11 protein-coding genes are annotated in these 11,780 nt (G+C 72.1%); 2 read left to right on the forward strand and 9 right to left on the reverse strand.

The genetic code is table 11. The features are described from left to right. Positions 1 to 62 precede the first annotated feature (62 nt). Positions 63 to 812, reverse strand: coding sequence for a LytR/AlgR family response regulator transcription factor (locus ACFC96_RS04625; protein WP_376254527.1), 750 nt, complete (start codon positions 810 to 812; stop codon positions 63 to 65). A 139-nt stretch (positions 813 to 951) separates the two neighbouring features. Between ACFC96_RS04625 and ACFC96_RS04630 the strand changes: the two genes are divergently transcribed. Next, positions 952 to 1,602, forward strand: coding sequence for a zf-HC2 domain-containing protein (locus tag ACFC96_RS04630; RefSeq protein WP_340457681.1), 651 nt, complete (start codon positions 952 to 954; stop codon positions 1,600 to 1,602). Between the two features lie 44 nt (positions 1,603 to 1,646). On the opposite strand, the gene ACFC96_RS04635 is transcribed toward ACFC96_RS04630, so the two are convergent. From ACFC96_RS04635 to ACFC96_RS04645, 3 genes are all read right to left on the reverse strand, one after another. Beyond that, positions 1,647 to 2,507: an Fpg/Nei family DNA glycosylase gene (locus tag ACFC96_RS04635; protein ID WP_376610195.1), complete on the reverse strand. Its 861-nt coding sequence runs from the start codon at positions 2,505 to 2,507 to the stop codon at positions 1,647 to 1,649. 58 nt (positions 2,508 to 2,565) lie between these two features. After that, a complete protein-coding gene (locus tag ACFC96_RS04640; RefSeq protein ID WP_376610197.1) occupies positions 2,566 to 4,662 on the reverse strand; it encodes a SpoIIE family protein phosphatase in 2,097 nt (698 codons plus the stop codon). Between the two features lie 156 nt (positions 4,663 to 4,818). Continuing rightward, the gene (locus ACFC96_RS04645; RefSeq protein WP_376610199.1) at positions 4,819 to 5,910 is read right to left on the reverse strand and encodes a DUF6777 domain-containing protein; all 1,092 of its coding nucleotides are present in this window, start codon (positions 5,908 to 5,910) and stop codon (positions 4,819 to 4,821) included. 158 nt (positions 5,911 to 6,068) lie between these two features. Here ACFC96_RS04645 and ACFC96_RS04650 point away from each other — a divergent pair, with 158 nt between their 5' ends. Next, on the forward strand, positions 6,069 to 7,499 hold the full coding sequence (locus ACFC96_RS04650; RefSeq protein ID WP_376610201.1) for a lipase maturation factor family protein: 1,431 nt from the start codon (positions 6,069 to 6,071) through the stop codon (positions 7,497 to 7,499). Here ACFC96_RS04650 and ACFC96_RS04655 read toward each other — a convergent pair. From ACFC96_RS04655 to ACFC96_RS04675, 5 genes are read right to left on the reverse strand one after another with little or no spacing between them, the layout of a single operon-like run. Further along, entirely contained in the window at positions 7,487 to 8,332 is an 846-nt protein-coding gene (locus ACFC96_RS04655) for an amidohydrolase family protein (protein ID WP_376610203.1), read from the reverse strand. The genes ACFC96_RS04650 and ACFC96_RS04655 overlap by 13 nt on opposite strands. Next, the gene (locus tag ACFC96_RS04660; protein WP_340457690.1) at positions 8,332 to 8,643 is read right to left on the reverse strand and encodes an L-rhamnose mutarotase; all 312 of its coding nucleotides are present in this window, start codon (positions 8,641 to 8,643) and stop codon (positions 8,332 to 8,334) included. Before ACFC96_RS04660 ends, ACFC96_RS04655 begins: the two co-directional genes overlap by 1 nt. After that, positions 8,640 to 9,635 (reverse strand): aldo/keto reductase, encoded by a 996-nt coding sequence (locus ACFC96_RS04665; protein ID WP_376610205.1) that lies wholly within the window; start codon positions 9,633 to 9,635, stop codon positions 8,640 to 8,642. Before ACFC96_RS04665 ends, ACFC96_RS04660 begins: the two co-directional genes overlap by 4 nt. A gap of 5 nt (positions 9,636 to 9,640) precedes the next feature. Then, positions 9,641 to 10,396: an SDR family NAD(P)-dependent oxidoreductase gene (locus ACFC96_RS04670; protein ID WP_376610533.1), complete on the reverse strand. Its 756-nt coding sequence runs from the start codon at positions 10,394 to 10,396 to the stop codon at positions 9,641 to 9,643. A 14-nt stretch (positions 10,397 to 10,410) separates the two neighbouring features. After that, on the reverse strand, positions 10,411 to 11,766 hold the full coding sequence (locus ACFC96_RS04675; protein WP_376610207.1) for an L-fuconate dehydratase: 1,356 nt from the start codon (positions 11,764 to 11,766) through the stop codon (positions 10,411 to 10,413). Positions 11,767 to 11,780 lie beyond the last annotated feature (14 nt).

Genomic DNA, 11,780 nt, shown 5'->3' on the forward strand with positions numbered 1-11,780 from the left:
GCGGGGGTTCCTGCCGAGCGGAAGGGGTCGGCGGGTATCGGCCCAGGTCACGCGGTTTGCGGTCAGCCGCCCGCGCGCCGCATGAGCAGTTCGCGCACACGGCTCGCGTGGCGGCGGCTCACGGCGAGTTCGGCGTCGCCTATCCGCACGCTCATGCCTCCTCCGTCGAGGCGGAGTTCGTCGATGCGGTGCAGGGCGACGAGGTGGCTGCGGTGGATCCGGACGAACCCGTACGGCTGCCAGCGTTCCTCCAGGGTGGTCAGCGGTATGCGCACGAGGTGGCTGGCGTCGGCGGTGTGCAGGCGCGCGTAGTCGCCCTGGGCCTCGGCGTAGGCGATGTCGGCGACGGCCACGAGGCGGGTGACACCGCCGAGTTCGACGGGGATCCGGTCGGCGGAGAGGTCCAGCGCGGGCCTGGCGACGGCGGCCTGTTCGGCGACGCGCCGCACGGCCTCCGCGAGGCGTTCCCTGCGTACGGGCTTGAGGACGTAGTCGACGGCTTTCAGGTCGAAGGCCTGCACGGCGAAGTCCTCGTGGGCGGTGACGAAGACGATCATCGGCGGCTTGGCGAACCCGGCGAGGAGCCGCGCCACGTCGAGGCCCGTGAGCCCGGCCATCTGGATGTCGAGGAAGAGCACGTCGATGGCGTTGGCGTCGTCGCCTCCCGCGTCGAGGGCGCGGCCGATGCGGCGCAGTGCCTCGTTCGCGTCGGTGGCTCCCTCGGCGGCGCGCACCCGTGGGTCGGCCCGCAACAGGTAGAGCAGCTCGGCGAGTGCGGGTTCCTCGTCGTCGACGGCCAGTACGCGCAGCATGCGGCTGGAGTGTAGGTGGTTGTCCCGTGGTGGCCAATCCTGGTGGGACTTGAGTGATTCGGCGGCCGGTTGCGTACGGGAGGGCGAGCGGCACACACCGTCCGGTCAGAGGTCAGACACGTACGACGCGAGGAACGGCATGAGGTCCCTGGATCGGCATCGCGACGTCGGCGCCTACGCGCTGGGCGTCCTCGACGAGGCGGACCGGTTCCGCTTCGAGGACCATCTCGGGCAGTGTCCCCGGTGCGTGGCGCGGGTCGGTGAATTCGGGTCCACCACGGCGGCGCTCGCGCTGTACGCGCGGGCGACGCCGCCCGCCGTGGAGACCGTGGCCGAGGCGGGTCCCCTGCTCCTGGACGGACTGCTCTCGCGGATGGAGCGGGTGCGCCGGGCGGGGCGCAGGCGGTGGCTGTGCGCGACCGCGGCGGCGGTCGTGCTCGCCGTGGCGGGGCCGGGTGTCGTGGTCCTGGGCGGATCCGGCGACGGCGCCGTGCGCCTGGACGCACGGGACGCGCGGAGCGGGGTCTCGGCGTCGGTGACGGCGTCCGGCCGCGAGTGGGGCACCGCGGTGGGGATCGAGGTCCGTGACGCGGGTGGTCCCCGTGTGTGCGAGCTGGTGGCCGTCGGCAAGGACGGTTCACGGCAGACGGTGACGACGTGGGCCGCGCGGGCCCATGACGCCACGGCGACCACGACACAGAGCGCGGTGGCGCTCCGTCCGCAGGAGATCGCCCGCTTCGAGGTGCGGACCACGGACGGAACGCGTCTGGTGACCATCCCTATGCGATGAAACCCCATTCCTGGTGAGCGACTTGCCACGGCCCCCACGGGCGGTCACTTCAGGAGCTTCGACATCCTGCGGTCCGCGAGCGGCTTGCCGCCCGTCTGACAGGTCGCGCAGTACTGGAGCGACGAGTCGTGGAAGGAGACCTCACGGATCGTGTCGCCGCACACCGGGCACTTCTCGCCCGCTCTGCCGTGTACCCGCAGCCCGCTCTTCTTCTCGGCCTTGAGCCGCCCGGCCGCGACGCCGCGGGAGCGCTCGACGGCCTCGGTCAGCGTGTCGCGCAGGGCCTTGTACAGGACGGACACGTCGTCGGCGGTCAGGCTCGACGCGAGCTTGAAGGGGGACATCTTCGCGGCGTGCAGGATCTCGTCGCTGTAAGCGTTCCCGATGCCCGCGATGAGGCTCTGGTCGCGAAGCGCCCCCTTGATCTGCCGACGCTCGCCGTTCAGGAGGGCCGCCAGACGCGCCTCGTCGAAGCCGTCGGCGAGCGGGTCGGGGCCGAGTCTCGCGATGCCGGGGACCTCGGCCGGGTCGTGGACGACGTACACCGCGAGGCTCTTCTGGGTGCCCGCCTCGGTGAGGTCGAAGCCCTCCCCGTCCTCCAGGGCGACACGCAGGGCGAGCGGTCCTTTGCCGGGGCGCGGCAGCCCGTCGGGGAGCCGGTCCTTCCAGTGGAGCCAGCCCGCGCGGGCGAGGTGCGTGACGAGGTGCAGTCCGTCCGCGTCGAGGTCGAGGAACTTGCCGTGCCGCGTCACGCCCGTGACCGTGCGGCCCTCCAGGGCGGCGGGCGGCGGGTCGTACGTCTTCAGGACGCTCACGGCGACGGGCAGGACGCGGACGATCTCGTGCCCCACCAGATGCTCGGTGAGGAAGTCCGTCAGCGCTTCGACCTCGGGAAGTTCCGGCATACGTCCAGAGTGCCACCGGGCACCGACAGCGCCAGGTGAGCCGCCACCGCGTCTGAGGTCAGTCCCTGGCCGGCACCACGAACTCGCACCACACGCACTTGCCGCTCCCCCGCGCCTCCACGCCCCACACGTCCGCGAGCCGGTCCACGAGGAGCAGGCCGCGCCCGGAGACACCCTCCTCGCCCGCCTCGCGCCGGCGCGGGAGCGCGCTGGAGGTGTCCTCGACGTCCACGCGCAGCCTGCGGTCGGACGCGGTGATCACGCGGAGGGTGACGATCGCGGGGCCGTCGGTGTGCATCAGCGCGTTGGTGATCATCTCGTCGGCGACGAGCTCGATCTCGTCCGCCCGCCCGCCCGCGCCCCAGGCCCGGACGGCGGCCCTGATCATGTGCCGGGCCTCTCTCAGGGCCTCGGGGTCGTTCGGCGCGACGTGCTGCTGGAGGCGGCCGCCGGACTGGGGCGCGCCGATGCCGCGGCGGCGCAGCAGGAGCAGGGCGACGTCGTCGTCGCCGCCGCGTTCGTCGACGCTCTCGCACAGCAGGTCGCCGAGGTCTCCCAGGTCGTGGGGGCCGGTGCCGACGAGGGCCGTGAGGGCCTGCAGTCCGTCGTCGAGGTCGGTGCCGGGCTGCTCGACCAGGCCGTCGGTGCACAGGACCAGCGCCTGGCCGGGGTCGAGTTCGACCGTCCCGACCGGGTATTCGAGCCGGCCGAACTCGGCGGAGAGGCCGAGCGGCAGGCCGCCGTCGACGGGCAGTCTGCGGCAGGTCCCGTCGGTGAGGCGCAGCAGCGGGTCCAGGTGTCCGGCGCGCACGAGCTGGACGACCCCGGTCGACAGGTCGGCCTCCGCGTACAGGCAGGTCGCGAACCGCTCGGTGTCGAGTTCGTGGAGGAAGACGGAGGCGCGGGCCATGACGGTGGCGGGCGTGTGGCCCTCGGCGGCGTACGCGCGCAGCACGATGCGCAGCTGTCCCATGACGGCGGCGGCGTGGGTGTCGTGTCCCTGGACGTCGCCGATGACGGCGCCGACGCGGCCGCCGGGCAGCGGGATCACGTCGTACCAGTCGCCTCCGATGTCGCGACCGAGGGCGGCCGAGCGGTAGCGGACGGCGATGTCGGCCCCGGAGACGGCGGGGATGGTGCGGGGCAGCATGGCCTGCTGGAGTCCCTGGGCGAGGTCCTTCTCCTGCTCGTAGAACATCGCGCGCTGCAGGCTCTGGGCGATGCTGCTGCCGAGGGCGACCAGGACGTTGCGCTCGTCTTCGGTGAAGCCGCGTTTGTCGGTGTAGAGCAGGCCGAGCGCACCGATGGGGCGGGCCTGGGCGATGAGCGGCAGGTACGCCGCGGCCGTGATCTCGAGCTGGGTGATGTGCGGCCACAGCAGCGGGTAGGACCGGGCGAAGTCGCCGGGGGAATCGATGAAGCGGGGATTGAGGGTGCGCACGACGTCGCCCATGGGGTAGGGCTCGTCGATCCGCGTGACCTTGGTGCCGGGCACGAAGCTGCCCTCGGGGCCGTCGGCGACCAGGTGGATGCGGCCCGCCTTGACGAGGCCCATGACGAGGCTGGTCGCGCCGAGGTGCTGCAGGCCGTGACTGTCCTTGAGGACGTCGATGACGTCCTGGACGGTGCGGGCGTGCGCCAGGGCGGCGGTGGTGCCCTGGACGACGCTGGTCTGGCGGCGGCGCAGGGCGTCCTGTTCGCGGCGGGCCGTGCTGTCGCCGAGTTCCTGGGTGGCGTCGCGGACGATGCCGACGATGCGGCGCGGGCGGCCGGTGTCGTCGCGCCTGACGTAGCCCTGGGTGTGGGTCCAGCGCATCCTGCCGTCGCGGCATTTGATCCGGAAGTAGGCGCCGTAGTTCTCGTCGCTGCCCTTGAGGGCCGTGGAGACGATTTCGTCGAGGCGGGTGGCCTCGGTCGGGGGGATGCGGATGTCGAGCGACTCGGGGCGCCCGTCGTACTCGTCGGGGCGCACGTCGAAGATCTCGTGGGCCTTGGCGTCCATGTGCATCAGGCCGGTGTCGAGGTCCCAGTCGAAGCTGCCGATGCCCAGGTGGTCCCCGAACTCGGCGAGGAAGCAGCAGGCGGCGCCCCCTGTCGCCCTGCCGCAGTGCGTGCAGTCGATCGGCTCCCCGCCCCCCGTACCAGCGGCTTCCATGGGGCCACGCTAGGCGCAGCGGGAATCACTCGCATGCGGGGCAGTGCGTACTCCGCACGGGCTCGGGCGCGCCTCGGCCGTCCTCGGAGCATCCGGGAGCGCGCCGGTGGCCGCCTGCGCGGCCGCCACCGGCGCGCTTCGCCGGGAGAGGGCCCGTCAGCCGGCGATGACGTTGGTGGCGGCCGGCACGTCGGGGATGAGGCCGTTGCCGTCGGGCTGGTCGGGGCTGTCGGGGACGGTGTCCGGGCCGAGGTCGCTGGAGCCGTCGCTGGGAGGCGCCTGTGTGGGGGCGCCGGTGTCGGTGCCGCCGGGCGCGGTGGTCGGCGGACCGGCGGGCTCGGAGGCCGGTGCCGACTCCTGTGAGGAGGGCGGCTGCGACGGCGCGGGGCTGGCGCTGCCGGAGGACTCCGACGGGCCGGTGCTGCTCGTGCTGCTGCTCGAGCTCGGCGACGTGGACGACTGCGGGGGCGACGTGGTGCTCCCGGAGGGCTGGGGCTTCGGCATCGGGGGCGGCGGTACGCGCTTGTCGTGCTGCCCGTCGTCACCGACCTTCCGCTCGATCCAGGTGTTGTCGGTGATGTTCACGATGACGATGTTCTTGATGACCTGCGGGGCCGGCGTGACGACCACGACCTCCGTGGGCCGGTAGCCGGACCACTGCTCTCCCTGGGTGTTCGGCGTCCCCTTGAACGCGACGGGCGGGCCCAGCGGGTTGCCGCACGCACACCGCACCCGGGGCATCCCCCGGTCGTCGACGAGGACGGCGGTTCCGGCCTGGAGCACCGACTGGTAGCTCGTCGCCTCCCCGGAGCGGTAGCCGTGGTTGGTGACGCGGGTGTCGGTGCGCAGGACGACGGGCGTGAGACCGCGCAGGAAGCCGGGGACGGAAGCAGTGGAGATGCCTTCGGCGTCGGCGAAGGCGCGTTCCTTGGCCTGGTCCGAGGTGAGGTAGGTGACCTGCTTCTCTACGTCGCAGCTTCCGGCGGACCGCGTGCCGCCGTAGAGGCCCGGGGTCGCGCCGTCGACGGAGTGCATGCCCTGCGTACCCGCGGTGGCGGTGCCGGTCGGGGACGGCGGCTGCGGCGTTCGGGTGACGGGTGCGGGGGTCTCGGTGGTCTGGGCGGTGGAGTCGGTGAACGGGTCGGGACCCGTCTCGGCCACGGGCTGGAGGAACAGCTCCCCCTTGCCCTCCGACGCGCTGTTGCCGTTGCCCCCCGAGCATCCGGCGATCAGGAGCACGGCGGACATCGCAGAGGCAGTGACGAAGGTCCTGGTGACTGAGCGCACCGTGTTCTCCCGCCTGCAGATGGGCACTTTGCCTCATTGTTTGCGGAGAAATCGGGCATCTCGCAAGCGCAATACCGTCCCGCACGCGCATTGCGCTCACCCTCCGTCACACTGGAGGGGTGGAGTGGTTCAGCTCGCCCGGGTACTGGCTCGGCCGCCTGATCTTCCAGCGCGGTCTGGCGGCGCTGTACCTCGTGGCCTTCGTCGGGGCGGCTCTGCAGTTCCGGGCGCTGATCGGCGAGCGCGGGATGCTGCCCATTCCGCGCTATCTGGCACGGATGCCGTGGCGACAGGCGCCGACGCTGTTCAGGGCGTACTACTCGGACCGGTTCTTCGCGGGTGTCGCCTGGGGCGGGGCCGCGGTGTCGGCCGCGCTCGTCGCGGGCCTCGCCGACCGGGTGCCCCTGGGAGCGGCCATGGCGCTGTGGGTGGTGCCATGGGTGCTCTATCTGTCGATCGTGAACGTCGGGCAGACCTGGTACGCGTTCGGCTGGGAGTCACTCCTGCTGGAGGTCGGCTTCCTCGCCGTCTTCCTCGGCAACGAACGGGTGGCCCCACCGCTGCTCGTACTGCTGCTCCTGCGCTGGGTCCTCTTCCGCGTCGAATTCGGGGCGGGCATGATCAAGATGCGCGGCGACGAGTGCTGGCGGAAGCTGACGTGCCTCTACTACCACCATGAGACACAGCCGATGCCGGGGCCGCTGAGCTGGTTCTTCCACCGGCTTCCGCGCCCCCTGCACCGCGTCGAGGCCGGGGCCAACCACGTGACCCAACTCGTCGTGCCCGTGCTCCTGTTCACCCCGCAGCCCATCGCGACGGTCGCCGCCTGCCTGATGATCCTCACCCAGCTGTGGCTCGTCCTGTCGGGCAACTTCTCGTGGCTGAACTGGCTGACGATCCTGCTCGCCGTGACAGCGGTGGACTTCTCCCTCCTGCGCGAGCCGCCGCACCCGGCCGCCGCCCCGCTCTGGTACGAGTGCGTCGTCATCGCCCTCACCGCACTCGTCGTCGCGCTCAGCTACCACCCGGCACGCAACCTGCTGACCCGGCGCCAGTCCATGAACCGCACCTACGATTCCCTGCACCTCGTCAACGCGTACGGCGCCTTCGGATCCGTCGGGCGCATCCGGCACGAGATCGTCATCGAGGGCACGGCCGACCCGGTGCCGCGCGAGGACTCTCTCTGGCTGGTCTACGAGTTCAGGGGCAAACCGGGCGATCCGCGGCACTGGCCACGCCAGTTCGCCCCCTACCATCTGCGGCTCGACTGGCTGATGTGGTTCGCGGCGCTCTCCCCCATGTACGCGGAGTCCTGGTTCGGAGGCCTGGTGGAGCGCCTCCTGACCGGCGACCGTGACACGCTGCGGCTCCTGCGCCGCTCCCCCTTCCCCGCCGATGCCCCGCCCTTGTACGTCCGGGCCCGGCTCTACCGCTATCGCTTCACCACGTGGCGCGAGTTGCGGGCGACGGGAGCCTGCTGGGAGCGGACGTACGTACGCCAGTTCCTGGGGCCGACGCGGCTCGCCGGCTCCCGGATTCAGAGTCCGTAGACGCGGGTCGCCGTACCGCCGAAGACCGCGTCACGCTCCGCAGCCGTCAGCGACCCGGTCAATTCCTTCGCCGCTTCCATGACCTGTTCGTAGGTCGCGGCGAGGCTGCACACCGGCCAGTCCGAGCCGAACATGAGACGGTCGGGACCGAACGCCTCCAGGACCGTGTCGGCGTACGGCCGCAGCGCCCCCGGCGTCCAGGTCGCCCAGTCGGCCTCGGTGACCAGGCCGGAGAGTTTGCAGACCGTGTTGGGGAGGGCCGCCAGCGCGCGCACGTCGTCGGCCCAGGGCTCGGTCGCGCCCGACGCGATGGGCGGCTTGCCGCAGTGGTCGAGGACGAAGGTGAGGCCGGGCAGAGCGGCGGCCGCCGCGGCGCAGGCGGGGAGCTGGTGCGGCAGGACCACGAGGTCGTAGACCAGGCCGGCGTCGGCGACGGCCTCGAGGCCCCGGCGCACGTCGGGCCGCAGGAGCCACTCGGGGTCGGGTTCGCCCTGGACCTGGTGGCGGATGCCCTTCAGGTGTCGCCCGCCCGGGAGTGCGGCGAGCCGGGCAAGGGCGTCGTCGATGTCCGGGCGCGTGAGGTCGGCCCAGCCGACCACTGCGGCCACGAGTTCGCTGTCGTGCGCGAGGGCGAGGAACTCCGGGGTCTCCTCCTCGACGGTGACGGTCTGTACGAGGACGGTGGCCGTGACACCGGACTTGCGCGCCAGGGGGGTCAGGTCGTCCAGCGTGAAGTTCCGGTGGATCGGGGCGAGTTGCTCGCCGGTGATCCAGTCCTGGTCGCGCACGGAGAGGTCCCAGACGTGGTGGTGCGCGTCGACGATCGCGGGCATCACAGCTCCCAGACGACGGGCAGGCCCGCGTCGGCGCCGTCGGCCGAGTAGTCGTGGACGACGTCGAGGAGTTCGGCCATGCGGGCCTGCCAGGCGATGTTCACCGGCAGCTTGTCCAGCTCGGCGAGCATGCGGGCGTAGTCCTCGCACTCCAGGACGTGGAACAGGTCGGTCCCGCTGCGCCATATGGTCCATGACGTGGCACCGGCCGCGCGGATGGCGTTTCGCAGTTCGTCCGGGACCTCGCGATGGGCGGCCTCGTACGCCTCGACGCGGTCGGCGCGGACCTTGGTGTGCAGGGCGATTCTCATGCGTGCTCCTCTCCGGGTACGGGGACGTCGTCGGCAAGGAGTCCCGCGGCGCGGGCGTCCTTCCAGAACGCGGTCGGCACGGTGACGCCGAACTGCCGTGCGGCGTCGTGGACTTCGTGCGGCGAACGGGTGCCGACCAGCACGCTAGCCACCGCCGGGTGCCCGAAGGGGAAGGCGAGGGCGGCCGCCCGCAGGGTGATGCCGTGTCGCTGCGCCATGCCCTTCAACCGGTAGGCCCGGTCGAGGACTTCGCGGGGTGCCGCCGCGTAGTCGTACGTCGCGCCGGGCCGCGGGTCGGCGAGGAGGCCGGAGTTGAACACGCCGCCGACGACGACCGACGTGCCGCGCGCCTGTGCCTCGGGCAGCAGTTCCGTCAGCGCCCCTTGGTCGAGCAGGGTGTAGCGGCCCGCGCACAGGACGGCGTCCACGTCAGTGTCACGGACGAACCGGGTGAGCATCGCCGCCTGGTTCATCCCGGCGCCGATCGCCCCGACGACGCCCTCGGCGCGCAGTCGCTCGAGCGCCGGGTAGGCCTCGCGGAACGCCTGCTCGCCGTGGTCGTCCGGGTCGTGCAGGTGGACGACGTCGACGCGGTCGAGGCCCAGCCGCGTCAGGCTGTCCTCCAGGGAGCGGCGCACCCCGTCCGCGCTGAAGTCCCAGACCCGGCGGTGTGTGGCGGGCACGGCGAACCCGTTCTCCAGGTCGTCGCCCCCGCTCTCCCCGGCCGGTACGAGGAGGCGTCCCGCCTTGGTGGAGACGGTGTACGCCGACCGGTCCCGGGCCGCGAGTGCCTCGCCGAGGCGCCGCTCGGACAGGCCGATGCCGTAGTGGGGTGCCGTGTCGAAGTAGCGGATGCCCGCGTCCCAGGCCGCGTCGACGGCGGCCCGGGCCTGTTCGTCGGTGACGGGCGTGTACAGGTTGCCGATGCCGGCGGCGCCGAAGGACAGCTCGGTGACGTCGACGCCGCTTCGGCCCAGGGTGCGGGTACGCATGGCGCTCACTGGCCCGCGGGGCGCAGCCGCAGTCCCTGCATCCCGCCGTCGACGGCCAGGGCGGTGCCCGTGGTGGCGCCGGACAGTGGGCTCGCCAAGTACGCGACGGCGCCCGCGACTTCGACCGCGGTGACGAGGCGGCCCGTGGGCTGACGGGATGCGAGGGCCGCGCGCTCGGCGGCCGGGTCTGCGGCGGCGGACAGCAGCCGGCCGACCCATGGGGTGTCCACGGTCCCCGGGTTGACGCAGTTGACCCGTATCCCTTCGCGGACGTGGTCGGCGGCCATGGCGAGCGTCAGGGAGTGCACGGCGCCCTTCGACGCCGAGTACAGGGCGCGCTGCGGGAGGCCGGCCGTCGCGGCGATGGAGCAGGTGTTGACGATCGCCGCGTTCGCGGAGTCCCTCAGGTGGGGCAGGGCGGCGCGTGTGGTGCGGACGATGCCGAGGACGTTGACGTCGAGGACGCGGTGCCACTGGTCGTCGTCGTTGTCCTCGACGGTGCCCTGGGCGCCGATGCCCGCGTTGTTGACGAGGACGTCGAGGCCGCCGAGGTCCGCCACGGCGGCGGCCACGGCGGCGCGGACGGAGGCGTCGTCGCTGACGTCGGCGGTGTAGCCGCGCAGCGGCTTGTCGACGCTGCCCGGGTCGAGGTCGAGCACGGCGACGCTCGCGCCGCGGGCGGCGAGGAGTTCGGCGGTGGCCCGGCCGATCCCGGACGCTCCGCCGGTGACGAGGGCCTTGAGCCCCGCGAAGTCCTGCACGTCGCTGGCGTCGGTCATGCCGCTGCACCCTTCTGGTCGGTGGCGCCCTGCCGGGCGAGGTCGGCGGCCCAGAAGGAGCCGTCGGGGTAGGTGTACTGCGCGATGGACTCGGGTCGCATCGCGGCGGAGAAGCCGGGCGCGGTGGGCGCCGTGTAGTGGCCGTCGCGCATCACGACGGGGTCGATGAAGTGGCCGTGCAGATGGTCGACGTACTCGATCACGCGGTCCTGCGTGGTGCCCGCGACGGCGACGTAGTCGAACATCGAGAGGTGCTGGACGAGTTCGCACAGGCCGACGCCGCCCGCGTGCGGGCAGACGGGGACCCCGAACTTCGCGGCGAGCAGCAGGATGGCGAGGTTCTCGTTGACGCCGCCGACGCGGGCCGCGTCGATCTGCAGGATGTCGATGGCGCCGGCCTGGAGGAGCTGCTTGAAGATGATGCGGTTCTGGACGTGCTCGCCGGTGGCGACCTTCACGGGCGCTACGGCCCTGCGGATCGCGGCGTGGCCGAGGACGTCGTCGGGGCTGGTGGGCTCCTCCACCCAGTACGGGTCGAACTCGGCGAGCGCCTTGGTCCACTCGATGGCCTCGCCGACGTTCCAGCGCTGGTTGGCGTCGATCGCCATGCGGATGTCCGGGCCGATCACCGAGCGGGCGGTGCGGCAGCGCCGGATGTCGTCGGCGAGGTCCGCGCCGACCTTCAGCTTGATCTGCCGAAAGCCGTCGGCGACGGCCTGCCGAGCGAGTCGGCCGAGCTTCTCGTCGGAGTAGCCGAGCCAGCCGGGTGAGGTGGTGTAGCCGGGGAAGCCGCGCTCGCGCAGGGCGCTCTCGCGCTCCGCCGCGCCCTCACGGCCCGATCTGAGGAGCGCGAGGGCGTCGTCGGGGGTGAGCGCGTCGGCGATGTAGCGGAAGTCGATCTGCGAGACGAGCCACTCGGGCGTCGCGTCGGCCAGGAACTGCCACAGTGGTTTGCGGGCGCGCTTGGCCGCCAGGTCCCACACGGCGTTGACGACGGCACCGATCGCCATGTGCATCACGCCCTTCTCGGGGCCGAGCCAGCGGAGCTGGCTGTCGCCGATCAGGTCACGGTTCAACGTCCCCGGGTCGGCGCACAGTTCGTCGGTCTCCCGGCCGACGACATGGTGCCGCAGGGCGTCGATCGCGGCGACCTGGACATCGTTGCCACGACCGATGGTGAACGTGAATCCGTGTCCCTCGACTCCGTCGGCGGCGTCGGTGCGGAGCACGACGTAGGCGGCGGAGTAGTCGGGGTCCGGGTTCATGGCGTCGGATCCGTCCAGCTCCCTTGAGGTGGGGAACCGGATGTCGTAGGTGTCGACCGCGGTGATTCGGGCGGCAGTTGGAGACACGGGTGGCCTTTCTT

The organism is Streptomyces sp. NPDC055955 (genome assembly GCF_042270245.1).
Lineage (GTDB): Bacteria > Actinomycetota > Actinomycetes > Streptomycetales > Streptomycetaceae > Streptomyces.

Coding starts and splice junctions, on each gene's coding strand:
- ACFC96_RS04625 (WP_376254527.1), bottom strand. CDS start 812: ATGCTGCGCGTACTGGCCGTCGACGACGAGGAACCCGCACTCGCCGAG.
- ACFC96_RS04630 (WP_340457681.1), top strand. CDS start 952: ATGAGGTCCCTGGATCGGCATCGCGACGTCGGCGCCTACGCGCTGGGC.
- ACFC96_RS04635 (WP_376610195.1), bottom strand. CDS start 2,507: ATGCCGGAACTTCCCGAGGTCGAAGCGCTGACGGACTTCCTCACCGAG.
- ACFC96_RS04640 (WP_376610197.1), bottom strand. CDS start 4,662: ATGGAAGCCGCTGGTACGGGGGGCGGGGAGCCGATCGACTGCACGCAC.
- ACFC96_RS04645 (WP_376610199.1), bottom strand. CDS start 5,910: ATGTCCGCCGTGCTCCTGATCGCCGGATGCTCGGGGGGCAACGGCAAC.
- ACFC96_RS04655 (WP_376610203.1), bottom strand. CDS start 8,332: ATGCCCGCGATCGTCGACGCGCACCACCACGTCTGGGACCTCTCCGTG.
- ACFC96_RS04660 (WP_340457690.1), bottom strand. CDS start 8,643: ATGAGAATCGCCCTGCACACCAAGGTCCGCGCCGACCGCGTCGAGGCG.
- ACFC96_RS04665 (WP_376610205.1), bottom strand. CDS start 9,635: ATGCGTACCCGCACCCTGGGCCGAAGCGGCGTCGACGTCACCGAGCTG.